The sequence below is a fragment of the Paenibacillus sp. GSMTC-2017 genome (assembly GCF_016019935.1).
Lineage (GTDB): Bacteria > Bacillota > Bacilli > Paenibacillales > Paenibacillaceae > Pristimantibacillus.
The window spans coordinates 413,340-439,549 of record NZ_JAECMT010000003.1; the positions used below are offsets into that span (position 1 = coordinate 413,340).

20 protein-coding genes are annotated in these 26,210 nt (G+C 40.2%); 12 read left to right on the forward strand and 8 right to left on the reverse strand.

The annotated features are described in order from the left end of the window. The first annotated feature begins 3 nt into the window (after window positions 1–3). A complete protein-coding gene (locus I6N90_RS25095; RefSeq protein ID WP_269669508.1) occupies window positions 4–135 on the forward strand; it encodes a hypothetical protein in 132 nt (43 codons plus the stop codon). A gap of 39 nt (window positions 136–174) precedes the next feature. On the opposite strand, the gene I6N90_RS13890 is transcribed toward I6N90_RS25095, so the two are convergent. Then, window positions 175–1,347 carry an acyltransferase gene (locus I6N90_RS13890; RefSeq protein WP_197936204.1) on the reverse strand — a complete coding sequence of 391 codons (1,173 nt, stop codon included), beginning with the start codon at window positions 1,345–1,347 and terminating at the stop codon, window positions 175–177. Window positions 1,348–1,498: 151 nt separating this feature from the next. Here I6N90_RS13890 and I6N90_RS13895 point away from each other — a divergent pair, with 151 nt between their 5' ends. Next, entirely contained in the window at window positions 1,499–2,395 is an 897-nt protein-coding gene (locus I6N90_RS13895) for a helix-turn-helix domain-containing protein (RefSeq protein ID WP_197936205.1), read from the forward strand. Window positions 2,396–2,493: 98 nt separating this feature from the next. Here I6N90_RS13895 and I6N90_RS13900 read toward each other — a convergent pair whose 3' ends face one another. Continuing rightward, a complete protein-coding gene (locus tag I6N90_RS13900; protein WP_197936206.1) occupies window positions 2,494–4,344 on the reverse strand; it encodes an ABC transporter ATP-binding protein in 1,851 nt (616 codons plus the stop codon). Beyond that, a complete protein-coding gene (locus tag I6N90_RS13905) occupies window positions 4,344–6,122 on the reverse strand; it encodes an ABC transporter ATP-binding protein (RefSeq protein ID WP_197936207.1) in 1,779 nt (592 codons plus the stop codon). Before I6N90_RS13905 ends, I6N90_RS13900 begins: the two co-directional genes overlap by 1 nt. 189 nt (window positions 6,123–6,311) lie before the next feature. On the opposite strand from I6N90_RS13905, the gene I6N90_RS13910 reads away from it, so the two are divergent. Then, window positions 6,312–6,995, forward strand: a complete 684-nt coding sequence (locus I6N90_RS13910; RefSeq protein WP_197936208.1) for a TIGR00266 family protein — start codon at window positions 6,312–6,314, stop codon at window positions 6,993–6,995. A gap of 47 nt (window positions 6,996–7,042) precedes the next feature. On the opposite strand, the gene I6N90_RS13915 is transcribed toward I6N90_RS13910, so the two are convergent. Together I6N90_RS13915 and I6N90_RS13920 are read right to left on the reverse strand one after the other, a co-directional pair. Next, window positions 7,043–7,798, reverse strand: a complete 756-nt coding sequence (locus I6N90_RS13915) for an exodeoxyribonuclease III (protein ID WP_197936209.1) — start codon at window positions 7,796–7,798, stop codon at window positions 7,043–7,045. A 20-nt stretch (window positions 7,799–7,818) separates the two neighbouring features. Then, window positions 7,819–8,280 (reverse strand): DUF4190 domain-containing protein, encoded by a 462-nt coding sequence (locus I6N90_RS13920; RefSeq protein ID WP_197936210.1) that lies wholly within the window; start codon window positions 8,278–8,280, stop codon window positions 7,819–7,821. A gap of 135 nt (window positions 8,281–8,415) precedes the next feature. Here I6N90_RS13920 and I6N90_RS13925 point away from each other — a divergent pair, with 135 nt between their 5' ends. Further along, on the forward strand, window positions 8,416–10,173 hold the full coding sequence (locus tag I6N90_RS13925) for an ABC transporter ATP-binding protein (protein ID WP_232242988.1): 1,758 nt from the start codon (window positions 8,416–8,418) through the stop codon (window positions 10,171–10,173). Then, window positions 10,170–11,942, forward strand: coding sequence for an ABC transporter ATP-binding protein (locus I6N90_RS13930; RefSeq protein WP_197936211.1), 1,773 nt, complete (start codon window positions 10,170–10,172; stop codon window positions 11,940–11,942). Before I6N90_RS13925 ends, I6N90_RS13930 begins: the two co-directional genes overlap by 4 nt. A gap of 67 nt (window positions 11,943–12,009) precedes the next feature. On the opposite strand, the gene I6N90_RS13935 is transcribed toward I6N90_RS13930, so the two are convergent. The 3 genes from I6N90_RS13935 to I6N90_RS13945 form a co-directional block, all read right to left on the reverse strand. Then, window positions 12,010–14,211 (reverse strand): MMPL family transporter, encoded by a 2,202-nt coding sequence (locus I6N90_RS13935; RefSeq protein WP_232242989.1) that lies wholly within the window; start codon window positions 14,209–14,211, stop codon window positions 12,010–12,012. Between the two features lie 66 nt (window positions 14,212–14,277). Further along, the gene (locus I6N90_RS13940; protein WP_197936212.1) at window positions 14,278–15,657 is read right to left on the reverse strand and encodes a sensor histidine kinase; all 1,380 of its coding nucleotides are present in this window, start codon (window positions 15,655–15,657) and stop codon (window positions 14,278–14,280) included. After that, a complete protein-coding gene (locus I6N90_RS13945) occupies window positions 15,654–16,334 on the reverse strand; it encodes a response regulator transcription factor (RefSeq protein ID WP_197936213.1) in 681 nt (226 codons plus the stop codon). The genes I6N90_RS13940 and I6N90_RS13945 overlap by 4 nt, the downstream gene beginning before the upstream one ends. A gap of 201 nt (window positions 16,335–16,535) precedes the next feature. Between I6N90_RS13945 and I6N90_RS13950 the strand changes: the two genes are divergently transcribed. The 7 genes from I6N90_RS13950 to I6N90_RS13980 all read left to right on the forward strand — a co-directional run bounded on the left by I6N90_RS13950 (window position 16,536) and on the right by I6N90_RS13980 (window position 26,085). Continuing rightward, window positions 16,536–18,422, forward strand: coding sequence for an LTA synthase family protein (locus I6N90_RS13950; RefSeq protein ID WP_332262457.1), 1,887 nt, complete (start codon window positions 16,536–16,538; stop codon window positions 18,420–18,422). A gap of 215 nt (window positions 18,423–18,637) precedes the next feature. After that, window positions 18,638–19,210: a TetR/AcrR family transcriptional regulator gene (locus I6N90_RS13955; RefSeq protein WP_197936214.1), complete on the forward strand. Its 573-nt coding sequence runs from the start codon at window positions 18,638–18,640 to the stop codon at window positions 19,208–19,210. Between the two features lie 163 nt (window positions 19,211–19,373). Further along, window positions 19,374–20,780, forward strand: coding sequence for an aldehyde dehydrogenase (locus I6N90_RS13960; protein ID WP_197936215.1), 1,407 nt, complete (start codon window positions 19,374–19,376; stop codon window positions 20,778–20,780). 592 nt (window positions 20,781–21,372) lie between these two features. Then, entirely contained in the window at window positions 21,373–21,828 is a 456-nt protein-coding gene (locus I6N90_RS13965; RefSeq protein ID WP_232242990.1) for a hypothetical protein, read from the forward strand. Between the two features lie 595 nt (window positions 21,829–22,423). After that, entirely contained in the window at window positions 22,424–23,404 is a 981-nt protein-coding gene (locus I6N90_RS13970) for an ABC transporter permease (RefSeq protein WP_197936217.1), read from the forward strand. 34 nt (window positions 23,405–23,438) lie between these two features. Continuing rightward, window positions 23,439–24,335: a carbohydrate ABC transporter permease gene (locus tag I6N90_RS13975; RefSeq protein ID WP_197936218.1), complete on the forward strand. Its 897-nt coding sequence runs from the start codon at window positions 23,439–23,441 to the stop codon at window positions 24,333–24,335. Window positions 24,336–24,402: 67 nt separating this feature from the next. Further along, window positions 24,403–26,085 (forward strand): extracellular solute-binding protein, encoded by a 1,683-nt coding sequence (locus I6N90_RS13980; protein WP_197936219.1) that lies wholly within the window; start codon window positions 24,403–24,405, stop codon window positions 26,083–26,085. Window positions 26,086–26,210 lie beyond the last annotated feature (125 nt).

A 26,210-nucleotide genomic window follows, 5' to 3' on the forward strand; every position in this document is an offset into this window, starting at 1 on the left:
AAAATGAACAACCGTACACTTCGATCAGCTTGTATCATTATTAGCAGCCTGTTTAGTATTGTCTTTACAGGTCGCAACAATTCAATTTTTATGGAAGAACAACATATAAAACATATTTCCAAAAGAAGTGCTTAATCGATAGTATGCCCATTTAGAGTGGGGAAAAGTGATGATCTACACGGAAATGTGTGGATTGTCGCTTTTTTTTGTTTCATCCTTACCGAACACCATCCATGAGAATGGCAAATAACGATGTACAGCAGAAACGATATACCAAGAGCCGATAAGGGCAAGAAAGAATCCGATTACATACCAGAAATGAAGAATAGTGGTATTACTCGTTTCAGGTCTAAACTCGCGATATGCAGCGAGTAATAGAGGGTGGAACAAATAAATACCGAATGTTAGATTACCGAGCTCACGGAATTTCCGAAATACAAAGTTGTTGCTCCATTTACGTTGAACATAAAAGGCTGTTTGCATAAAAACAAGGGCGGAAGCAATAACATAAACATTCCAAAGTAGAGTGTATAGATAAAGCGGCTCAGCGATGTTATTAACTCGCAGTTCATACCATATGATGGTATGCCATATTCCTATAAACAACCAAAAACCCCAAATGGCGATGGATAACGCACTTAATATCATCCGTTTACGATTTTTGATCATAGTTGCTACTGATTTTTTGATGGTATTAAACCGGATACCGACATATACGCCGAGCATATAGATGCTAAAATAAGAGAATGCCCAACTTCCGTCATACGGAATGTTTAAAAGCTGATTAAGTCCATAAAATCCCCACTGAATGACAAATCCGAGTGGAATGCACCAATGTATGAGTGTGGGTACCTTTTTGAACAGTAGAAGTACAATAGGGAACAGCAAATAAAATTGAATGCTTATAAAAATAAAATATAGGTGAGTGTACGCAGTGCCAGTTGTCAGCTTAATTATGAAATCAGTAAAAAGATTTGCAGGCAATTCGCCTTTTTCTCTAGTAACTGCAACGGCTACATAATAGATTGTCGAAAAAACGGCAAATGGTATAACAATGTAAATCAATCTTTTTCTATAAAAGGAAGTTAGCGTTTTCTTTGATAATGGTTTGTGAAAATAATTATGAAATAATACAAAACTACTTAAAAAAATAAAGACAGCTGTTCCGAATTTCATAAATATATTTATAAAGTTATAGATGAAATAACTAGAAGGGTGGGACAACATTTCAACAGTAGCAAATGAAGTGGCGTGTACGGCAAGAACACCTATTATGGCAATCGCACGAACGAGTTCAATTTCAGTTATACGGCTATCTTTTGAGACAATAGTTGGATGTTTGCTCATAAGACCTCCGATAATATACTTAAATATTTGTACAGCTTCTATAGTAATATATTGTATTATTAGGTTAAATTAGTCAAGATTTTAAACTTAGCAAATGAGATCAAAATGCCTATACATCGTTATGATAAAGTTTTAAACAAGAGGTGATCACGTGAGATACCATCCTATGATTCATCAGGCGTTAAGCTATATCGAAGCACATTTGGAAGAAGAATTGACATTGGAAGATGTAGCGGCCGCTGCAGCATTTTCGATGTATCATTTCCATCGTATTTTTCAACAGCAAGTAGGAATAACGGTTGTAGATTATGTAAGAAGTAGACGTTTAGCTGGAGCAGCATCGCTTCTCATGTATACGTCAGAAGCGATAATAGATATCGCTTTTGGGTGCCGCTTTGAATCTCAGGAAGCTTTTACACGAGCATTTAAGAAAGAATATGGGATGCCGCCAGGCCGCTACCGTAAGGTGATGGGAAGTATCAATGGACGAGCAGAGATACGGGAGGAACAAACGATGACTAATGAGAGAAAAGGGATGAAAGGCTGGATACTCAGTGGTACTAATCCATCACTTTATGAGATGGGTACGGATCGGGAAACGGTTCATATGGGCAAAGTGTCCGGTTATTTGAAATCTGTTACTGCAACGTCTGCCGACCAATTCGCGACAATTATGCAACAGTTCAAGGCAGATAGATTTAGAGGAGAACGTATTAAATTATCCGCTTTTATTCAATCGGCAGATGTAGAAGTATTTACAGGACTATGGATGCGTGTAGATAATGCAGCAGGGGATACGATTCAGTTCGATAATATGAGTGATCGACCGATTATCGGTACGAAATCTTGGAATTTATATTCGATTGTGCTTGATGTACCTACAGGAAGTGACACCATTTCATTTGGCGTATTGCTCAGTGGGAAGGGAAAAGTATGGATGGATGGCTTTACCTTCGAAAAGGTAGATCATCGAACAGAAAGCACAAATATGCAGATGAACAGTGAAATATTAGATGAACCTATCAATCTTTCATTTGAAGAGGAATAGTTTAGCATAAGGAATGGATTTTAATGATTATCAACTAATTGAGGTTAAACGATTTGTGGGATATCCATTAAAGTGGATATCCCTGTTTAATAGAAAATCTAACCGGAATGCGTGTAGACGGCTTCACTACCCTCCATCTGTTGCCATAACTTGCGATAGATACCACCCTCACGCTGAAGAAGCTCACGATGTGAACCTTGCTCTTTAATGACGCCAGACTCCATTGCAACGATCACATCTGCTTCTTGAACGGTCGTTAGGCGATGAGCGATAACAAGTAGAGAACTGCTACGTTCACGGATACGAGATAATATACCTGCCATTACACGCCGCTCTGTTTCAAGATCTAGAGCAGAGGTAGCTTCGTCAAATATCCAGATCGGCCTGTCTGCAAGCACTGCACGGGCAATGGCTAACCGTTGTTTTTGTCCTCCGCTAAGCGAATTTCCATGTTCATTTATACGTGTGTCATAACCATCTGGAAGAGCTTCGATAAACGTATGTGCTTCTGCGATTTTAGCTGCTTTTATGAGATCAGCTTCCTGTGCGTGAGGCATCGCCATTAGCAAATTATCTCGAATTGTTCCCGAGAATAGATAAGGATTTTGTGGTACATATGAAACATTTTGTCTAGCAAGTTCTGCATTGATTAGAGAAGATGTACCATAGATATTTACCGAGCCATCAATAGGGAAAAGTAGTCCAGCGCCTAGCTTCGCGACAGTCGATTTTCCTGAGCCACTTGTTCCAACGATAGCGGTGAACGAACTTGGCCCGAGGGAGAACTCGAAATCGTTTAACAACTGTTTATTTGCCGTGTAAGCATCGACATTGTCTATACCATCCATCTCTTGAATACCCGCGCGTTGCTCGTATTGAAAGGATACTCGATTCCAAGTCAGAACAGACATATCGCTAGTATAGGCAACGGTTTGGGGTACATCAACTTCCTCTGAAGGCTCCTTCTTAGCTCGCCATATGCTTGCTATACGAGCTGCAGCACCTTTTGATTCCTGTATTTCACCCCATAAGCGTCCAAGATTGAGTAGTGGATCGTATACTCTCCAAATGAGTATAAAAAATGCCATAAGTGCTCCCAGTTGTAACTTACCCTCCACAGCTAGCCATGCAACCGCTAGAATAGAGCCCCATGAGATGAATAGAGCTAGTGTAGTCGTTAATACGTTTACAAGCTGCTGAAGCCACATTCTACGCATGTATAACTTGTTAAGATGGTTCCGCTGCTTAATGAAACGATCCATCATCCAGTTTTCGGCATCGAATGCTCGTAACGTATCCATACTTTGTAGAGCATCTTGTTGGCATTGCCGGAAGATTCCTTCTGCATCTGCGACTTCTTTTCCAATTCGTTGAAGACGATGACGTAGCAAATGGCTACCGATAAGGCCAAAGGGCATAAGAAGCATAATCCCAGCAGTAACTTGCCATTGAAGTGTTAGCATATAAAGACAAGCGAGAATTAGCATGAAAATTTGGGTACCCATGTTATTGAATATGGTGACAAGCAATGTGGTCACTTTACTGGAATCCCACATGATTCGCTGAGAAAGATCCGCTGAATGCGAGGCTTGAGATTTTTCAAGTGGTAACCGTTGCGTATGATCAACCAATTCTAATGTGATAGCCCGATGAAGTTTGCTCATATTATTTTGTTTAAGATAATGACCAAGAAGTCCCAGTCCAGTTAGTGCTAGTAGAAGAACATTGAAAATAATGAGTGCTGTTTGAACTTGTTTTAGATCTCCATCTTCTAATATATTGAAGTAAGTCTCCAGTACAATTGGGATCATCATATTAATAATCAAGTCGCTTAAGCAGAACAATATAGCGATAATAAACCACAATCGATTTGAACCAAGTCGATTCCATAGCATAGGGACAAGTTCGCGGATTTTTGGTGTAGCACTTAATCTATTATTTGATTGCATTATGCCAAACTCCTTTCAAGCACTTCATCCCCATCAGCCCATTCACCTGCTTGAACAAGAGAAGCATAACGCCCTTGTTGGCTCATTAATTCGTAATGAGTTCCAGCTTCCATTAATTGTCCATTCTCTACGTACAAAATGCAGTCGGCATCTCTCACCGTCGATAACCGATGTGCAACAACGATAACTGTCCGATCTTGTTTCATTGCCTGTAATGCTTCCTGCATAAGTGATTCATTTGTTGCGTCAAGTGCAGAAGTAGGTTCATCTAACAATAAAATGCGAGGATTACGGACATAAGCTCTTGCTAAAGCTAGCCGTTGTTTTTCTCCACCGGAAAGTCGTCCGCCGCTTTCGCCAAGTCGGCTATTATATCCATCTGGTAAAGCTTCAATAAAGGAGTGTGCATTAGCCAGCTTTGCAGCTTCTACAATGTCATCATCCGTAGCATCTTGTCTGCCGATACGGATGTTTTCTGCTACAGTAGCATCAAGTACAGCAGTATCTTGTGGTAAATAAGCTGCTTGCTCCCGCCATTGCTTCCAGTTCGCATCATTCAGCGCTGATTTTCCGTAGTGGATCGTCCCTGAGTCAGCAGGATATAAACCGAGCAGTAGTTTGAGTATAGTGCTTTTGCCGCTTCCGCTAGGTCCTACGAGTGCTGTAGTTCTGCCTTGAGCGAAGCTGGCAGAGAAGTTTGAAATAACGAGTTTATCGCCATAACGGAAAGTTACATTGTCGAGATGAATATCAGCTTGAGAGGAGAGATTGTTTATATCGATGGTGTTCGTATTTTGTTTCGCAGGTGACTCTTCTGTTAATTCCAATACGCGTCCAGCATGGGCAATGGCATCCTGAACCGCAGCCCAGCTGTTAGTGAGATGTGCCATAGGAAATACAAGCCTCTCATAAGATAGAATAAATGCTGCTATCGCACCAATACTTAATGTACCGTTAACGACCATCCATGCTCCCATACCTAAAATATATGCTTGACCAAATGAAAATCCGATCATAATAGATGAATTCGTTAGTGTACGAAGAAAATCAGTACGAAGCCATCTCCGCCGAGTCGTTTCTACACTGCTTCCCCATTGCTCATTAAATGATGCGCGAAGGCCATAACTACGTGTAACCTCTCCGCCTTGAAGTTGATCAAGTAAAGCAGCATCGGTTTTTGCTTGTGACTCGTTCGTCAATTCTTGATTTTTCCTGATTGGTTTACCTAGCCAGTTACTTAAGAGAGGAATTAATAGAGCAACAACAATGGCACCAGCCATAAGCTCCCAAGAGAGGACAGTTAAATATATAAATAAAAAAACGATGGATAATGAATTTTGAATCAGTTCTGGCAACTTTTGATTCATGCCTGTTTGTGCACTTGTTGCGGATTGATTCATTCGTTGGAGCTTATCTCCAGTATGCCAGCCCATAAATTTAGCCATTCGCATAATAAATAATCCGTGAAGTACTTCCCGTTGCAGTTCTAGTGTTGTGCGATTAGATAACTTTTGCATAAGAAATGCTCTAACTGTAGATATGAAGAGTTCAGAGGCGAATAAGATCCCGAACAATATAGCAGCAGCTTTTAGTGCGCTTTTATCCATCTCTTTGGCAGCATCGAACAATTGGCGCATAGCTTCCGCCCAGCCAACAGGCAATAATGATGCAGATACTGCGATCACACTTACACCTAAATAAGATAACCAATGTTTTTTTGCACGCTTCATCATGTTCATTAAAATGCGATAAGAGCTAGATTTGGCCGAAATAGTCAAGTAAGCACCTCCGAAATGTCCATCTAGTTATTCATAATGCCATAAAATAGCATAAGTGCATAGATACTCTAGTTGGAACCGTCATCGGTCTAGAGAATGAGGACTCTTGCAAGTGACTCCCCCTAAAAATGGAAATAGGCTATAATGGTTATAGTAATGAGAGAAAATGCTAACAGGAGTGATCAGAATATGAAGTACGAAGTTTTGAATAAAGGTGCTTTCGCTATGCTTAGTCTAAAGCTCTCACAAGGAGATCGAATAAAAGCGGAGTCGGGAGCAATGGTTTCTATGTCACCTTCTCTTGATCTAAAAGGTACGACAGAAGGTGGGATTATGAAAGGGCTTGGGAGACTGCTTAGTGGTGAAAGCTTCTTTTTCCAAGAAGTTAATGCATCGATGGGTGATGGTGAGCTAGTGCTTGCTCCCAGGTCATTAGGCGATGTTCAAGCAATCGAATTGGATGGCAGCCAAACACTACTTGTACAGAAGGATGGATTTCTTGCAGCCACGGATGGAATAGAAATTAGTACAAAAATGCAAAATCTGAGTAAAGGTATATTTTCTGGAGAAGGCTTTTTTATCGTAGAAATAAGCGGTAGAGGAACTGTGTTCCTATCCTCATTTGGTGCCATCCATGAGGTAAAGCTTGCGCCAGGTGAAGAAATTGTTATAGATAACGGACATCTTGTTGCTTGGCCCAAAACAATGCAATATAGTATCGAGAAATCGTCTAAGGGCTGGGTGTCTAGTTTAAAAAGTGGTGAAATGCTCGTCTGCCGCTTTAAAGGTGAAGGAGTTATTCTTGTCCAAAGCCGCAACCCAGGCAGCTTTGGTAACTGGCTTCGTCGTTATATTCCAACAACGTCAAGCTAGTAACAAAAAACAGTCCTTAATCGATATTGCATCGATTAAGGACTGTTTTAAGCAAGCTCTAGCGTGATTGGGCAATGATCGCTACCCATAATCGATGAATCGATACCTGCCGCTGTTATCGCAGATGCTAGCTTATTAGAAACGATAAAATAATCGATACGCCAGCCGATGTTCCTCTCTCTCACTTTCGCCATATAGGACCACCATGAGAAGGAGTCTGTACGTTCAGGATGAAGATGACGGAAAGAATCAACGAATCCAGCGTCAAGGAAAGAAGTCATACATGATCGTTCTTCGGCAGTGAATCCCGAATTTCCATGGTTAGACTTTGCATTTTTGATATCGATTTCTGCGTGAGCTACGTTCAGGTCCCCGCATACAACAACAGGTTTGTTAATATCCAATTTCCTAACATACTCGAGGAACCGACTTTCCCATTCCAAGCGGTAGGGGAGGCGTGAAAGGTCTCGTTTAGCGTTAGGTGTATATACATTTACGAGATAGAAAGTTTCGAATTCGAGCGTTAACATTCTGCCTTCGGGTTCTTCATTCTCTTCCAAGCCATACCAGACGGATAACGGCTTTTCTTTTGTAAATACTGCTGTACCTGAGTAGCCTTTTTTCTGTGCATAGTTCCAGTATTGATGATATGCTTCGCCGAGATCGAGGTCGATCTGACCTTCTTGCAGCTTCGTCTCTTGGAGACAAAAAATGTCTGCTTGAGCGCTCTGGAAATAGTCAATGAAACCTTTGCCGACACATGCGCGCAGACCATTAACGTTCCAGGATACTAGCTTTGTCATTGTAGGCAATCTCCTTGATTCTAGTAATAGTTATAGTTATTGTAATCTGAGGAAGCAGCGAAGATGACTACTACTATAACGAATACAATGACAACTAACCAAAGTAGGGAGCCTGCGATGCTGCAAATAAGACCAGCAATTGCTAAACCTTTTCCTTGTTCATTCGTTTTCTTAATTTCTTTGAGTGACAATGCACTCAAAATAATGCCAACTATACCAGGTAAAAATCCAATATAAGGTATAACAATTGCAAGTATGCCTAATACAAGTGCAGCAATTGATTTTCCGTTTGTTTTTGGCGGATTCGCATAAGGTTGGTAGTTTGGCGGATAACCATAGTTTGGTGGTTGCTGCCCGAAAGCATTGTATCCATTATTTTGATTCTGATCTTGAAATTGATTTTGATTCTGATCTTGAAATTGATTTTGAAACGGATTCTGATTCGGGTTCGAATTAGGGTTTTGATTCGAGTTTTGATCCAATGTATTTCCTCCTTATTTAATCTAGGTTGAAGATTGTAGAAAATTGTAGAATAACAATCTAATCTGTAAAAATAATATCAGACATGGCTATTGCTTACAACAAATGATTGTAAAGCATGTGAGGAAGGAGTAACAATGAGTAACTCTAAGGGATCAAACACATTTAACCACTACTACAGTATGCTTAGCAAATACTTGTTACCCCATAAGTCTTCATTAATTGGTTTGACGATTTTATTGTTTGGTTCAATTGGGCTTCAACTCGTCAATCCTCAAATCATTCGCTATTTCATCGATACGGCGGGATCTGATAAACCAATCGAACTTTTAATGTACGCAGCATTACTATTTATCGGCTTCTCTCTCGTACAGCAGATTATCGCTGTTATTGCTACATATGTAAGTGAAAACTTGGCTTGGCGTACGACAAACAAGCTACGAGGTGATTTAGCAGAGCATTGCTTGCGACTCGATATGTCCTTCCACAAATCAAATACATCAGGTTCTTTGATTGAACGAGTAGATGGTGATGTGAATGCGTTAGCTAATTTTTTCTCTAGTTTTATTATTAATATGGCAGGCAATTTATTTTTAATGCTCGGTATAATCATTCTCTTATTCCGTGAAAATATGTGGATTGGCGCTGGGATGCTTGTTTTCGTTATTTCAATATTTTCGATTGTGAAATGGATTCGCAAAATAGCAGCTCCTGTTTGGCAGAACTGGCGTCAAGCTAATGCAGAGTTTTACGGCTTTATTGGAGAACATTTGGAAGGCACGGAAGATACTCGCGCGAATGGAGCTTCTGGTTTTGTTATGAACCGGTTTTATTCTTTGTTAAGAAGGATGTTTCCACTTAGAAAGAAAGCATTTTTAGGATTTGCATCGATGTGGATTTCGACGATTATTGTGTTTGCACTTGCAAATGCAATGGCTTTAGTTATTTGTGCTCATTTGTGGAAAACAGGCCAAATTACGATAGGTACGATTTATCTTATTTTCTTTTATACGGAGCTGCTTGCTAAACCGATCGAAAAGATTCGACTCCAGCTTGAAGATTTACAAAAGGCTGATGCAAGTATGAAGAGGATTAGAGAGTTGTTTAACTTAAAGCCAAAGGTACAAGATGGGCCTGGCGTATTATTGCCTGAGGGACCGCTTGCAGTCGCTTTTCATGATGTGACGTTTGGCTATGATGATCAACCTAACCTCTTAAGTCTGAACATCGATCTTAAGCCTGGTCAAGTGCTCGGTTTATTGGGACGTACAGGAAGCGGGAAGACGACGATAGGACGTTTGTTGCTTCGTTTTTATGATCCTCAGGATGGCCAAATCACACTGAATGATGTAGATATTAAACAATGCACGCTATCAGAGCTAAGGAGTAAGGTGGCGCTAGTTACGCAAAGTATTGAAATATTACAAGGCAGTGTAAGAGATAATTTAACCTTCTATAATAGAAGCATTTCTGATGAAGCGATTGTAGCTGTGCTTGGTGATTTAGGGTTAACTGAATGGTATGCAGCATTACCGAATGGACTGGATACTTTATTAGACTCCGGTGGAGGAAGTTTGTCTGCTGGTGAAGCTCAGTTACTTGCGTTCGCACGTGTATTTCTGAGTGAGCCTGGCCTAGTCATATTAGATGAAGCATCCTCTAGACTTGATCCGCTAACTGAGCAACGATTAGAGAAGGCAGTCGATAAGCTGCTTCGAGAACGTACGTGTATTATTATTGCACACCGATTATCTACCATTGAACGTGCTGATCAGATTATCATTCTTGATCAAGGTGCAATTGTGGAGTCAGGTGAACGAAATAAATTAGCGACAGACCCATCCTCTAGATTTAACCGTATGCTTGCAGCAGGACTTGAGGAGGTGACAGTATGAACACATTTCAATATATGATGCGGTTAATCGGATATCGCAAAGGCTGGTATATCGCTAACGCACTTGTATGGACGATTATTTACTTAATGCCTATTTTCCCCGGACTTATAACGAAAGCTTTTTTTGATTCTTTAAAGATCGATGACCCAGTTATTTATGGAACAGGGATGCTGGTGGCCTTGTTGATTGGGGTTGCGCTAGCGCGCGGAATAAGTGTGTGGATCGGCTTTATAACCGACGTGAATTTCAGATTTAGAATGGGGATGCTCATTAGACGTAATTTACTCGAGCATGTCCAGAAAGAGCCTGGGGCAAAGGCAATTCCGTGCTCACCAGGAGAAGCGATAAGTTACTTCCGTGATGATGTGGATCAATCAGAGGAAGCGACAAGCTGGTCGGTCGATGTGTTCGGTATGACTTGTTTTGCGGTAGTAGCTTGTTTTATTCTCATTCGCATAGATGCAACTATGACGCTACTCGTATTTCTACCACTTGTGCTTGTTGTTATTGCTGCACAGCTTGCGACGACAAAGTTGCAGAAATATCGTACGGCAAGCAGAGAAGCGACATCACAAGTAACAGGAGCGATAAGCGAAATGTTTGGCAACGTTCAAGCGATACAAGTTGCTGGCGCTGAGAAACGTGTAGTTGACCGTTTTAGAGGACTTAGCGATAATCGGCGCAAGACGATGTTGAAGGATAAGCTAATGACAGAAGGGCTGGATTCGATCTTTTCCAATACAGTAAATTTAGGAACAGGACTTATTCTTCTGCTGGCAGGGGCGAAAATGCGAGGCGGTGAATTCGCCATTGGTGACTTTGCACTATTCGTATATTATTTAACGTTCGTCACACAATTTATCGCAAACTTTGGCAGGTTTCTAACTTACTATAAACAAATGGGCGTTGCATTTTCACGACTGACTTGGATTTTACAAGGGACATCAGCTCGAGTCCTTACATTGTATCGTTCTTTGAATTTGAAGAAGGGTGAAGGCAAAGTACCAGTAACAGCTACACTTAAGGAAAATGAAAAGCTGGAACTGCTTAAGGTTAAGGGACTTAGCTATCGTTATCCAGAGACAGGTAGAGGTATCGATCACATTAATCTTCATATGCCGAGAGGTTCTTTTACAGTCGTTACAGGTCCAATTGGCTCAGGTAAAACGACACTTGTACGAGTGCTACTTGGATTGCTTCCCAAAGATAGTGGAGTAGTACAATGGAATGGCCAAGATGTAGATGATCATGGATCATTTTTTATTCCACCAAGAAGTGCATATACAGCTCAAGTGCCAAGACTATACAGTGATTCTCTCAGAGATAACATTTTGTTAGGACAGCCGGAGAATGAGGATCAGATGCGAAGAGCTATTCATACTTCAGTAATGGAAGAAGATTTACGTCAACTGCCTCATGGCTTAGATACAATGATCGGGCCTCGAGGTGTTAAGTTATCGGGTGGTCAAGTTCAGCGCGGGGCAGCAGCACGTATGCTTGTAAGAGAAGCTGAGCTATATGTATTTGATGATTTATCGAGTGCATTGGATGTTGAGACTGAAAAGAAGCTTTGGAACAGATTGTTTGAGGAGCGAGGAGATGCAACATGTCTTGTTATTTCACATCGCAAAGCCGCATTATCTCAAGCCGATCACATTATTGTTATGAAAGATGGCTACGTTGAAGCCGAAGGAACGCTTGATAAACTGTTGGAAGAGAGTGAATCATTGCGTCAGTTATGGCATGGTGACCAAGAGATAAAGAGTTAAGTGTATAAAAAAAGGCGCCATTTCCAAAGATAGATCGTTATTCTTTGGTAATGACGCCTTTTTGAAATTATTTAATCCATTTTCCAATCAAAACTAGAATTGCTGGAAGCAGCATACCTCGAATGATGAACGTGTCTAACAAAATACCAACAGCCATTATAAAACCGAATAAAAACAGTTCTTGCAAAGGCTGGGTCATTAAGACACAGAAGGTTGCTGCAAGTATAATACCAGCAGATGAAATGACACCTCCAGTACGAGATACCCCGAGCATTACAGCATCCATCCATGGTCGCTTACGAGATTCTTCGAGAATACGAGAAACAAGCATAATGTTATAATCTACCCCTAATGCAATTAGGAATACGAAGGAGTATAGTGGCAGTCGGTAACTAATTGCATCGTAACCGAAGCCGATGTTCACTATTGCCCAGCTTATCCCGAAGGTCGCTGTAAAAGAAAGTAACATCGTTCCCATCATAGTCATTGCAATAAGCAAGGATTTGGCCTGAAAAACAAGCATAATCGTTATAAGTGCAATGACTAAAGAAAATACGACAATGACATCACGTTTGTTCATATCACGAACATCAAGCTGCTGTGCGGTTTGTCCTGCAAAATGCAACTTTGAACTCGCTGGATCGAAGCCGCTTGCGCTTAAGAGGGCGTCGCTGTTAGCTCGAAGCTCTTTGAGTGTTTGAAGAGAAGAAGCTTCGTACGGATGTTCCTCCAAAATCATTTCTAGCTGAACGAATCTGCCATCCTCAGATAAGAAATTCCGAGGTAGCGAGTTACTTGAGTCATCACTTGATAAGGCTGTTAGATTTGGTGATATTTTTCCAATACCATTTAACTTTTCAATATTATTTTTCAAATGGATGATACGATTTAGCTCTTCCTTACTAGTCGAATCAAGCTTATGATCGCTTTCCAGCAATATCGTTACCGGTGCTAATCGCCCTTTGGGAAAGTGTTGTTCTAGAAGCTCGAAGCCTTGTCTAGATGATAACTCTTTAGGAAAAGACTTCATCAGATTATAAGAGAAATCAATACTCCACACATTTAAGGAAGCAGCAATCATGAGAATAACAATACTTGATGCGACAACCGCTGGTTTCCTTGTGACAAACCGAGCAATTGATTTCCATAAACCATTTTCTTTGTTCGACTTTTGAGCTGTTTTTGGAGCAAATGGCCAGAAGGCTACCCGACCAGTTAATGTGAATATTGCAGGGATGAGCGTTAATCCTCCAAGTAGAATAATAACCATTGCGACTGCAAATACAGGAGCAAAATAATGATAAGGCTGGAAGATGGCTGCGAATAATACGATAACCGCAAGCAAGACCGTTCCTCCGCTAAATAAAATAGGTTCACCTACTTCGGTCATCGCAGCTTTCATTGCTTCATGTTTTGACTGATGTTTTCCTAGTTCTTCCCGATATCTTGCTACAACGAATAAGCAATAATCGGTCAATACGGCGAAGAGCAGAATCATCATAATAGATAGCGCTTGTTTGTCTACTTCGAACCAACCGGTTGCTGCCGCAAGTCCTACTATTCGATCCACCACCTGATAGACGATTCCTGCAATAAGCAGAGGGAGGAGTGCGATTAAAGGAGATCGGTAGATGACGATTAGGATGACAACAATTATTGCAACGGTAGAGAAGAGTAGAATAAGATCCGTTTTGGAAAATAGCTCGATCGTATCCGAAGCGATACCTGCTGGTCCTGTAATCTCCAATTGCAATCCATTTAGGCCAATTGAATGAGCATAGTCTCGAATTTCATCCAATGTATCGTTAATCGTAGCGGAATCTATATCTTTTGTTAGAGCAGCATTGAGCAACATCGTACTGCCATCTTTGGAGTAGAGACTATCTTTAATGTTTTGTGGAAATTGGTGATAGGGCATCGCACCTGAAATGTAGTTTGGTTGAGTATCGGATGATAGCCATTTACTTATTGCTTCAATCGTTTGTTTTTGCTCTTGTGTAATAGCAGCTGTATTGTTGTGAAATACCAACAAGGCGATTGAGCCGTTTTCCGATGGAAAATGTGCCTCTGCAAGCGCTCGAGCTTTTGCCGAAGGTGTATTGAGATGAATACTATTTTCACTGCTACTTATTGCGTGTTCTTTGGCACTTGGGGCACTGAAAGAAAGGAGTAAAACAAAGGCGAGCCAAACGATAACGGTAATATAACAGCCTTTGCGACTACTTACGATTTCAGCTAAACGTTGGAAAAAGGGTTGCATGGTGTTCATAACCTCCTGTAAGTTCGATCAGTTAAGATCGTAGAACAGGAATATGAACACGCGATGAACGGAGTATTACAAGGAAGGAAGATTTATTGTAAAGCGGGTTTCTTGTCCAGGTACACTACTTGCGTCGATTGTTCCTCCATGCAATTCAATGATTTTTCGACTGATAGACAATCCAAGACCACTTCCTGTCAAAGCTCGATTTCTCGCTTTGTCCGCTTTGTAGAAGCGATCAAAGATAAAAGGAAGCTCAGAAGGCGGAATTCCTATTCCAGTGTCGGTGAATGTTACTTCTATAGTTTTTGCTACGGAAATATCGATACGGATATGAGCGCCATTTTGAGAAAATTTGATGCTGTTAGTCATTAGATTCAGCCATACTTGATGCAATAGGGCTTCATCCGCTGTAATTGTAATTTCCGGCAGTTCTAGGGTTAGCTCCAGATTTTTTTGGGACCATTGCCATTCAGTAATAATAAGGATTTGGCGTAATTGCTCATCCAACCTGTAAGGTTGTTTATTTACAATTGTTGATTCAGAATCCAATGCCGCTAACGTTAGAAGCTGCTTGCTGAGAGAGGAGAGACGTTTGCTTTCCTCATTAACAATTTGCAAAAAATGTCGTTGCTCATCTTCTGTCGTTTCTCCATCAATAATAGCTTGTGTGAAGCCTTGAATGGAGGTAACAGGCGTTTGAAACTCATGAGAAACGTTAGCGACAAATTCCTGACGCATCTCGTCTAATCGCTCTAATGAAGATGCCATCTGGGAAAAATGTCTAGCTAGATCCCCGATCTCGTCCTTGCGTTTAACATCGAGCTCCATCTTATAGTTTCCACCGACAATTTTTTTAGTTGCGGCTTTTAAAGCTTTAAGCGGTTTAACGATCGTCCGAGTCAAAATAACGATAAAGGCAAGACTAAGAATAAAGGCATATCCAAGTAAAAGAGCGAGTAGTACTCGTATTTCCCCGACCTGTTGCTCTAGATTAGGACGTAAAAACATTGCATAAGTATCACCGTTCCACTGAATCGGCAAGCCTACCGTATTACGGATACTATTTTCGAAATAACTTGTTATCTCCAATAATCGTTGTTCTTCAAGTTTACCCAGATAGGTCTCACCTTGAAGTACGAGGTTAATTTTTTGTTGGTCAAATGCTGTATGTTTGAATGGGTCTCCATATACGGTGCTCTTTAACGATTGGTCAACTAAATAAATTTGGAAGCCCATCTTTGCAATTCTGTTCAAATAAGCAGGGAGGCTAGTGTTTGGAGCTGTAGATTCAAAAATGTCACGGACCTGCTCAGCGATAGGGAGAACTTTGTCTTCGTTGTAATGTTGAAGTCTAGTGGTGTAAAAAGAATTAGCAAGAAGCAGTGCAATGAATCCACTGACTACCGTAATGAATATAAAAATGGATACGATTTTTACATAGAGCGTTTTCAATTGCTTCGAACCTCCAGCTTATAACCAATTCCCCTAACTGTAGTGATAACAAAATTATCACTAACATGTATGAAGCGATCCCGTATTCTTTTGATATGGACATCGATCGTTCTGCTGTCACCGTTGTAATCAGCTCCCCACACTTGACGGAGAAGTTGCTCCCTAGTAAAGAGTTGCCCGGGATGACTGGCAAGCTGAGCAAGAAGCTCAAACTCTTTAAGTGGAAGCTCGATAAGCTCGCCATTCACTGTAATTTCATAGCTTCTTCGATTGATAACTATCCGATTTAGTGTAATGAGGTCGGCGGATACAACTTGATATCTACGTAGAAGTGCTTTTATCCGATAGAGAAGTTCAGCGGGATCAAAAGGTTTAACCATATAATCATCCGTTCCAGAGATAAAACCTTTTGCTTTATCCTTTTGTTCACCCTTTGCAGTAAGAAGGATAATAGGTATATCATAGTATCTGCGTATTTCCTCACATAATTCCCAGCCATCTTTTAGAGGCATCATGACGTCGATGATTGCAAGGTGCACACTGTTATTTTCCAAGATGGTTGCAGCGAGTTCCCCATTGTCAGCTTCAAATACGACGTATCCTTCCTTATTTAAATAGAACCGTAGAAGTTCACGAATATGATTGTCATCGTCAGCGATTAGAATGTTTAATTTCAACTATTTCCACCATCTTCCTTATAATTGTGAAGCTAGATTAGCACTGGCTTTGATTAGTAATTCCAATCGCTGTAAGTAGATTCCTATTTATTTCTGTTGCTAGATAAGTTAATATTAGATTAATCGTCAAAAAAACATGCGACCGTCGATTTTTGACGGTTTTTCTTATTTTGCATAGTAAATGATCAAGGAGTGAGTAAGTTGAATTCGATTTTGAATATTTTTCGTAAGTCACCTTTTTGGACAACCTTTATACTTGTCATGATAAAAATGGTCTTATTCCGTCAATTTAACTTCCAAGGTGTTCAAGTCGACAGATTGTTATCTGATGTCGCTTCCGTTCTCGTATTGCTTTGCGTATTCGAATTGATCACGACTTCAAGATGGAAGTCGCTAGTGTTTAACAGTGTAAATATTATTTTATCATTGCTATTGTTTTCATGTACCGTCTATTTTACCTTCTTCGGGAGTATACCAACGTATACAGCGCTTCACGGTCTGGACCAAGTTGGTGGAGTAAAAGAAAGTATTGGATCAGCAATTAACTTGAAGTTTTTCTTGTTCTTCTTGGATATTGTCATTATAGCTCTTCTTTACATCTTTACATTGAGAACGAGAGAAGATAAAGCTAAAAGTAAGTCAGTAGCGAAGCCGATCTATGTCGGTATTGCGTTAGTAGTCGCTATAGGAGCTTCTTTCCTATACATTCGTAATGATTTGGACATTAGCAACGAACTTGTGCAAGCGGAAAGACTTGGTGTTCTGAACTATCAAGTTGCAACTGCTATAAATGAGGCAAAAGAAAATAAAGCAATTCGTGAGGGTTCTACAGAAAAAACAAAAGAAACACTGGCTCAGCTTGAAGAAGGTTTTAGCGGTGAAGTTGGCGTTGTAGATACTGAAAAGCAGAATTTCTTTGGAGCCGCTAAAGGTAAAAACGTCATTGTCGTTCAATTGGAGTCATTCCAAGATATGATGGTTGGCCTTAAAGTAGGTGGACAGGAAGTTACGCCGGTACTAAATGGTCTTATAAAAGAAAACAGCTTCTACTTCCCGAATATGTTCCAGCAAATTGGACAAGGAAACACGTCCGATGCTGAGTTTATATCTAACACAGGACTATATCCTGTAGGTCATACTGCAATGTCAAAAGGTTTTGGCGATCGTGAAATTCCGAGTATGCCAAGACTACTAGCTAAACAAAATTATGTTTCTAACACGTTCCATATTAATGATGTAACTTTTTGGGATCGTCAAAATTTGTATCCAGCTTTAGGATTTGATAAATATTATGAACGTCCTAGTTTCGTTAATGATAACTTTAATGGCTTTGGTGCTTCTGATGAAGAAATGTATCGTGTAGGTATGGAAAAGTTGACTGAACTTCACAAACAGAACCAACCTTTTTATGCTCAGTTCATTGCAACTTCTAGTCACCATCCTTTCTGGATGAAGCAAAAGTTTATGAGTATTGATATTCCGAAGGAACTTAGTGGTACACAACTGGGTCACTATGTTGGTGCTACAAACTATGCAGATAAAGCATTAGGTATTTTTATCGAAAACTTAAAGAAAAATGGCATGTGGGAAGATACTGTATTAGTTGTTTATGGTGATCACCATGGCTTGCAGATCAAAGAAAATGATGCAGCTTGGGTTGAGAAAGTGCTTGGAATCAACTATCACGATCAAATCAGCCGCTTTAACGTACCGTTCTTGATCCATGCTCCAGGCGTGGAAGGAAAAACGTATGAAGGTGTAGCAGGTCAAATCGATATGATGCCGACACTTGCTAACTTGCTTGGTATTTCCCTTAAGGACGAAGGTTATACTGTATTCGGTAAAGACTTGCTTAATACAACAAAAAATGTCGTTGGTATGAGATATTATAGTCCGACAGGTACGTTCTTTAATGATGACATTATGTTTGTGCCTGGTAAAGGTTTTGAAGATGGAACAGCCATTGATTTGAAAACGATGGAGCCAGTTGCAGATTTCAGCAAGTACAGAGCGGATTATGATTATGTACTGGAACTTATGAAGCTTTCAGATGGTTATGTAAAACTGCTTCCTAAACGGACAGAATAGAGTTAAAATGTGCGAATTGTGAGGATGTCCCAAAAGCAGAAGTTTCAGCTTTTGGGACATCCTATTTTTAAATGAAAGAAGTAATGATGTTGGTTATAGATGTTTCAATTTTGAAAGGCAGAGTGTGTTCATTTATTGTTGTTTTGGCAGTTGAAACATGTTAGAGTATTTTTAATTGACGAACGTTCGTTAGGATCGCTTGAGGAGGACGATTTATGAGTACTGTGCTGAAAGAAGCGGCATTACATATATTTTCACAATATGGTTATGAAGGGACTTCACTATCGCAAATCGCTGATCAAGTTGGACTTAAGAAACAATCGATTTATGCTCATTTTAAGGGAAAAGATGATCTTTTCCTTCAAGTGGTTCGTGACTCGTACTGTATAGAGCTAGATCGTATAACTGCGTTAATAAGTGATATCGCTGAACTTCCCTTGCAGGAAAGTTTGTTTAAGATGTTGCGTAGTTACATTGATAGCTTTCAAAATTCTAGCCATCTTCGCTTCTACTTACGTGTATCCTTTTATCCGCCACCTCATCTATATGATGAAATCAATGGGTATTCCAATGATCACGTCGATCGCATAAGTGAACTTTGGTTACAATTATTCAAACGAGCGGCAGAAAATGGTGAACTAGCTGGACTCGACCCTGAGGTAGCTAACATGGCCTATTCCTCCTTAGTAGACTCAATTTGCCTAGAATTAGTCTATGGTGGATCTGAGCGTACTGAAAGACGGCTGAAAGCCGCGTGGTATGTATATTGGAAAGGAATTTCCAACTAAGTAATAACACTCATACGATTAATTCATAACTCTGCAAAAATAAATGAAACTTCCTTGAGTTACAACCTTTATACTAAAATAAAAATGTTACATAGATCAGTGAGAGTACTTCGAAAAGATAAGGTATGGATTGACTAAATGGAATAGGCAAGGAGGCCCTGAAATGACGATTAATACTGATGTTGATGCCCTTCAAATGATTGAAGAGCATAGACGATATTTCTATTCGGGCTCAACTAGAAGTTGCGCTTTTCGATTGGAGCAACTAGCGAAGCTTCGTTCTGCGATTATCCATTATGAAAAGGAACTGTCAGAAGCACTATATAAAGACTTACGGAAAAGTGAAACCGAAGCTTATGCTTCTGAAATCGGATTAGTTTTGAATAGTATTTCAGCTGTTTCTAAACAACTTAAGAAGTGGATGAAGCCTACAAAAGTAAAGACACCGATTCAACTTTTTGGGACAAAAAGCTACATTAAAGCAGAGCCTTATGGCACGGTTTTGATCGTTAGCCCATTTAATTATCCTGTTCAACTAGTGTTTGAGCCATTGATTGGGGCTATTGCGGCGGGTAATTGTGCTGTTGTGAAGCCGTCGGAACATACACCATTTGTAACTGCAGCTATAAGTAAGTTAATTAAAGAAACTTTCAATTCTTCGTATATTCGGGTTGTAGAAGGGGAGAAGGAGACAACTTCTTCGCTGATTAATGCACCTTTTGACTATATCTTTTTCACGGGAAGTGTAAGTGTCGGGAAGATTGTAATGGAGGCTGCCGCAAAAAATCTTGTTCCTGTTACGTTGGAGCTTGGAGGGAAAAGTCCAGTCATCGTAGATCGTGGTGCTAACTTAGAGCTCGCGGCTAAACGTATTGTTTGGGGGAAATTCCTTAACGCGGGGCAGACGTGTATCGCACCGGATTATATGCTTGTACATGAGGATTTGAAGTTGCCGCTAATTACAAAGCTTCGTGAAACGATTTATGCTTTTTTTGGAGAGAATGTGCAAAATAGTAGCGACTATGGACGGATTATAAATGAAAGACAATTTGATCGGTTGGCGGACATGTTGAAATCGGACAATGAGCGTGTTTGTCATGGCGGTGGACAGGATCGGTCAGATTTGTACTTGGAGCCAACTTTGCTCGATGTTGGGATGGTGGACGATAGAGGAATGGATGTCGCTTCCATGGCGGATGAAATTTTCGGTCCGATATTGCCTATATTGACCTATTCACATATTGATGAAGCGATCGAAATGATTAGGCAACGACCAAAACCACTTGCGCTATATCTTTTTACAGAGGATCGTGCAATTGAATCGCTTGTTATGGATACACTATCTTTCGGCGGTGGTTGTGTGAATGATACACTCTCACATATTATCAATCATCATCTGCCTTTTGGTGGAGTCGGAACTTCCGGCATAGGTGGTTATCATGGGAAACATAGCTTTGACTTATTTTCACACCAAAAAAGTGTGTTAAAAAGAAGTACTCGCTTCGAAATTGGCATCATGTTCCCTCCGTATAAAAATAAGCTTAAGTTGATTCGTAAAGTGTTGAAGTAAGAGGAGAGTATTGCGTTCGCGGTTTTGTACGCGAACGTGCGCGGGTATGCACGGAGCGGTGTGGAGTAACCCGATAAAATCGGGTTAGCGGTGGGCGCGAGCACGTGTGGAGCGGTGTAACCCGATAAAATCGGGTTAGCGGTAGGCGTTAGCACGCGTGGAGCGATGTAACCCGATAAAATCGGGTTAGCGGTGGGCGCGAGCACGCGTGGAGCGGTGTAACCCGATAAAATCGGGTTAGCGGTGGGCGCGAGCACGCGTGGAGCGATGTAACCCGATAAAATCGGGTTAGCGGTGGGCGCGAGCACGCGTGGAGCGGTGTAACCCGATAAAATCGGGTTAGCGGTGGGCGCGAGCACGCGTGGAGCGGTGTAACCCGATAAAATCGGGTTAGCGGTAGTCACGCGTAAGCAAGGAGAGCGCAACCATATCCTCTCTAATTAGTAAGGTTGATATTTTTCGAAATTAATATTGTAAAATCATTCGTAAAGCTCTATAATTTCCATATATAGTTTATTGTGCGTAAAGCATACGCCGTTTATCTCCATAGAGGAGGTACGCGGCGTTTTTTTTTATTACTATTGGAGGAGATATGATGTTTGAATCGGAGTTTCAGAAGTATGTAGAAAGTCAAAAGAAAAACGCAAAAGGTAGACGGTTGGAACTATTAGAGAAGGATTTAACAGGTGAAGAAAAACTATTTAAAGAGGTACTTTGGCCTGTATTTCAAACGTTTGATGGATTTATTATGCAGTATGAAATGGTCAGTATTACAGGAATAACGATGTATATTGATGCATTTTACGAACCATTAGCAATTGCATTTGAAAGTGAAGGATTTATCGCACATGCAGAAAATATTAGCCGGGATCGATTCGATTTTGAAAGAAGTAGAATTAGAACAATGGCTAGTAAAGGGTATATTTATTATCCAATCACTTGGGACGAACTAAGTAAAAAAGCAGAGTCATGTCGAAGTAGTTTGTATGCTTATTTGGGCAAGTACATTGGTATTAGTCATAAGGATTTGTCTGAGGAATGCGATTAGTTTAAATCGACCATTTCGGATTTCTGATGTTCGTAAATGTATACAAAAAGGAGAGGATTTTAGTAGAGAAGTTTTAAAAAGGCTAGTATCTAATAAGTTGATACGACCATTAGGGGGCAATCAAACTCGACACCATAAGTATGTAATAGAAAAAGGTGCGTATAACTATTTGCGCAACAGATAAATTCATGTTAGTTAATTTGCTAAGAGATTCTTGAGCAATCCGACCTATTTAGTAGTTGAATCATTATCAAAGTATCACCAAACGAGAACATCGCATTAATGATTATATTGAACTAGAGGGGGCTTAAGTTGCGATTTTATGATAATCAAAAAAAATGATACAAATCAATGATGGCAAGACCGCAACTTATGACTAAAGTTACAGTCTATTTATGATGGAGAAGGGCAATTGTCAGTAACAAATGCCCATCTATCATTTAAAGTAGTGATTTTATACAAACTACTTTCAAGAATCTGTATTTTTATATACAATCGTTGATATGTATCATTTTTTGTTGATCAGACAAATAGTATCCGATATGCAAACTCCTTTACAATAGCTATATCAACTTAGCAGCAAGGGAGGATACACATGTCGCAAACATCGGCAGAGCAAAATATTGGATCATCGCTGAAGATACAGAAACCGAAACCAAAGAAGAGCGGAATCAAGCGATTTATTAAGCAATGGGATATTCAACTTATGGTATGGCCGGGGCTATTACTCATAATTGTATTCTCGTATTTACCAATGTATGGAATCCTAACGGCTTTTATGGATTACAACATATTCACTAAAGGCGATATTTGGAAAAATCCATGGGTAGGCTGGAAGCATTTTGAAATGTTTTTTGCTTCACCAGACTTTGATCACGTAATGAGAAATACAGTTGTTATTAGTTTATTGAAATTTTTATTTGGATTCCCAGCACCGATTATTTTGGCACTTATGCTTAATGAGATTCGTCATATGATTTTCAAACGTGTCGTTCAAACGATTACGTACTTGCCTCACTTCTTGTCATGGGTAATTGTTGCAGGTTTGACGATGTCTATGTTGTCTACTGAAAATGGTAGCGTAAACATGATACTCGAAAAGCTTAGACTTATCGATGAACCGATAACATTCTTGTCCATTCCAGAATACTTCTGGACGATATTAGTGTCAGCGAATGTATGGAAAGAGATTGGTTTCGGATCGATTGTATACTTAGCAGCGATCGCTGGCGTTGACCCTCATTTATATGAAGCAGCGGAAATCGATGGGGCTAGTAAATTTAAACAAATTTATTTAATTACAATTCCAACGATTATGCCGGTTATTATAATATTCATGATTTTATCAATTGGTAGCTTACTTAATGCGGGTTTCGAAGATATATTATTGCTTGCGACAAACCCAGTATTAAGGCCAGTCTCAGACGTTGTTGATACCTATGTTTATCGAGTCGGATTGTCAAACTTCCGTTATTCTTACGCAACCGCAGTTGGTTTGTTCAAAGCTGTAATTAGCGTCGGATTGCTAACCCTGGCGAACTATCTAGCTCGCAGATCTGGAAACAGCTTATGGTAGTTAGCAAAATTAATAATCAGGGAGGGTGACCAATTTGAAACGCATAGCATTCGGAGATAAAGTACTAATTTTTTCAATATACGCTTTTCTAATACTTCTTTCATTCAGCGCATTCTATCCTTTCTGGAATGCATTAGTAGTATCCTTCAACTTGGGGTTAGACACCTCAAAGGGCGGCGTGACGTTTTGGCCGCGGGTTTTCACTCTTGAAAACTACAAAATCGTTTTTCAAGATGACAGATTAGTAAAAGGTTTTATCGTATCAGTGTCTCGTACTATCGTCGGTACAATATCAGCTATTCTAATGACGGCAATACTGGCATATGGTATGACGAAAAAAGATTTAATGGGTAGAAAGTTTTATATGGTAGTCTTCATATTTACAATGTATTTCGGTGGAGGACTTATACCTACATTTTTGGTAGTTCGTTCCCTTGGTTTGATGGACAGCTTTTGGGTTTTCATCATCCCATCGCTTATCAGCGTATGGAACATGATTATATTCCGAACATTCTTTAAGACACTTCCAAATGGTTTGGAAGAGTCCGCACAAATTGATGGTTGCAGCAACTGGGGAATTTTCTTCAAGCTGGTACTTCCATTGTCAGGTCCAGTTATTGCAACGTTAGGTTTGTTCACAGCAGTTGCTCATTGGAATGATTGGTTCTTGCCAAGTATCTACATCACTAATCCAGATCTTGTACCAATTCAAACAATGCTTCGTCAGATTCTGAATGCCAATATTGTTACAGAATTAACTAACAGTATTGATACAGCTTCTATAGCACGTTTGGATGGCATGAGAACGATCACAACCAAATCACTTACAATGGCTACGATGATGGTTGCAACTCTACCTATCATTATGGTATATCCCTTTGTTCAAAAGTACTTCGTTAAAGGCGTCCTAGTAGGTTCGTTGAAAGAGTAGTATTAATCTCGGTTTAAGGCGATTTCGCTTTGGACATATAACAGATTATGAGAGGGGTAGTACAAGCATGAAGAAAGTTAGAAAGTCATCGCTGCTCATCGTAACAGCAATTCTTTTGCTTACGACAGTACTGGCGGGTTGCAGCTCCAACAAAGGTAAGGTAGAGCCAAGTGCATCACCAGCCGAGTCTGCTGCAGCTACTGCTACTGCTGATGCTGGAACAGAGAAACCAGCAGATGTGTGGGAGTTTGGTTCTGAGGCGCTTGAATTCAGCATGTACGGTCACTACAACTGGTATGATGTTCCAGCTTGGGACAGCACAGTTGCAGGTAAATGGTTGATTGAAAACAAAAAACTTAACATTATCCCAGTATCCGCTGGTGGTAATCCTGAACAAAAATTGAGCACAATGATCGCTTCTGACAGTCTTCCAGATGTTATGTGGCTAGATCGTGGTGCTGATGTAGAAAGACTTCGTGTAGCTGGTCAACTAGTAGCATTTGATGACTACCTAGACAAATATCCAAACCTTAAAAAATGGATGGGTAATGACCTTAACTTGCTTCGTTCCGAAGACGGTAAATTGTATCAGTTCCCTAACTGGTACACTGGCCGTGCAAATGGTAACGCAGGTTATGTAGTAAACAAAAAGATTTACGAAGAGCTTGGTTCACCTAAGCTTGAAACAACAGATGATCTTTATGCTTACTTGGGTTCTGTAAAAGCTAAATACCCGGATGTAGTTCCTTTTGAGCCGCATCTTGCAAAAGATATGCAAGGTCTTGGCGTATTGTACACAGCTTTCGGTGAGAATGCATTGTACACTTACCTAAATGCAGGTGTTCGCGCAATTCCACAAGGCGACAAATTGACTTCTGTATTCACAGATCCTACTTTCCGTGAAGCTCAGAAGTATATCGCTAAATTGTACAGAGAAAAATTGATTTCTCAAGATGCTTTCACACAAACAATTGACCAAGTAGAAGAAAAAGTAATGCAAGGCCGCGTAGCAGTATACGCTGGAGCTAACCCTACAGTAGTAGCTATGAACGCTCATACAGATTTGGTTAAACAAGATCCAAACGCTGGTTACTTCATGATCTGGCCAATCCACAAAGAAGGATTGGACAAAAACAAAATCTTCCCAGGTACTTACACAGCACTTGGTTGGAACGTAAACGTTATTACTAAAAAAGCTAAAGATCCAGAAAAAATCTTCGCATTCCTTGACTGGTACACTGGACCTGAAGGTCAATCCCTATTGTTCTTCGGACCTGAAGGTAAAAACTGGAAAGGCTTCGATGCTGATGGCTTCCCACAATTTACTGGTGAATACAATGCAGAAGAAGTTCTAAAACTTCAAAAAGAGCATGATCCAATTATGTGGAATGGTAACACTGGCTACATCGATCCTGCTAAGATGAAATACGAGAGCACACTTCCGCCTGAAAAACAAAACTGGGCAGCTCGTTACCAAAGTGAGATCACATGGCCTACACAAGCAAACGCTACTGATCTAATCAACTTGAACCCTGCTCCAGACAGCGAGCTTGGAATTATCAAAACGAACATCGACGAAATCTTTACTCAAGCATATGCGAAGTCAGTAATGGCTAAGTCTGATGAAGAAGTAGATAGCATTTTGGATAAAGCACAAGCGGATGCAGTAGCTGGTGGCTACGATAAGTTGCTTGAGTTCCGTACTGAAGGCTGGGCGAAAAACAAAGCAATCATTGCTGGTGGCAAATAATCTAATTGTATAAACAAAAAGAGTATACTATACAAAAGTATACTCTTTTTGTATGATTTAAATTGTATAGATCACTCAATATATGATAACACGATCATTTACTACTAGCCTTGTAGACCTGGAGA

Coding starts and splice junctions, on each gene's coding strand:
- I6N90_RS25095 (WP_269669508.1), top strand. CDS start 4: ATGAACAACCGTACACTTCGATCAGCTTGTATCATTATTAGCAGCCTG.
- I6N90_RS13890 (WP_197936204.1), bottom strand. CDS start 1,347: ATGAGCAAACATCCAACTATTGTCTCAAAAGATAGCCGTATAACTGAA.
- I6N90_RS13900 (WP_197936206.1), bottom strand. CDS start 4,344: ATGCAATCAAATAATAGATTAAGTGCTACACCAAAAATCCGCGAACTT.
- I6N90_RS13910 (WP_197936208.1), top strand. CDS start 6,312: ATGAAGTACGAAGTTTTGAATAAAGGTGCTTTCGCTATGCTTAGTCTA.
- I6N90_RS13915 (WP_197936209.1), bottom strand. CDS start 7,798: ATGACAAAGCTAGTATCCTGGAACGTTAATGGTCTGCGCGCATGTGTC.
- I6N90_RS13925 (WP_232242988.1), top strand. CDS start 8,416: ATGAGTAACTCTAAGGGATCAAACACATTTAACCACTACTACAGTATG.
- I6N90_RS13930 (WP_197936211.1), top strand. CDS start 10,170: ATGAACACATTTCAATATATGATGCGGTTAATCGGATATCGCAAAGGC.
- I6N90_RS13935 (WP_232242989.1), bottom strand. CDS start 14,211: ATGAACACCATGCAACCCTTTTTCCAACGTTTAGCTGAAATCGTAAGT.
- I6N90_RS13955 (WP_197936214.1), top strand. CDS start 18,638: ATGAGTACTGTGCTGAAAGAAGCGGCATTACATATATTTTCACAATAT.
- I6N90_RS13960 (WP_197936215.1), top strand. CDS start 19,374: ATGACGATTAATACTGATGTTGATGCCCTTCAAATGATTGAAGAGCAT.
- I6N90_RS13965 (WP_232242990.1), top strand. CDS start 21,373: ATGATGTTTGAATCGGAGTTTCAGAAGTATGTAGAAAGTCAAAAGAAA.
- I6N90_RS13970 (WP_197936217.1), top strand. CDS start 22,424: ATGTCGCAAACATCGGCAGAGCAAAATATTGGATCATCGCTGAAGATA.
- I6N90_RS13980 (WP_197936219.1), top strand. CDS start 24,403: ATGAAGAAAGTTAGAAAGTCATCGCTGCTCATCGTAACAGCAATTCTT.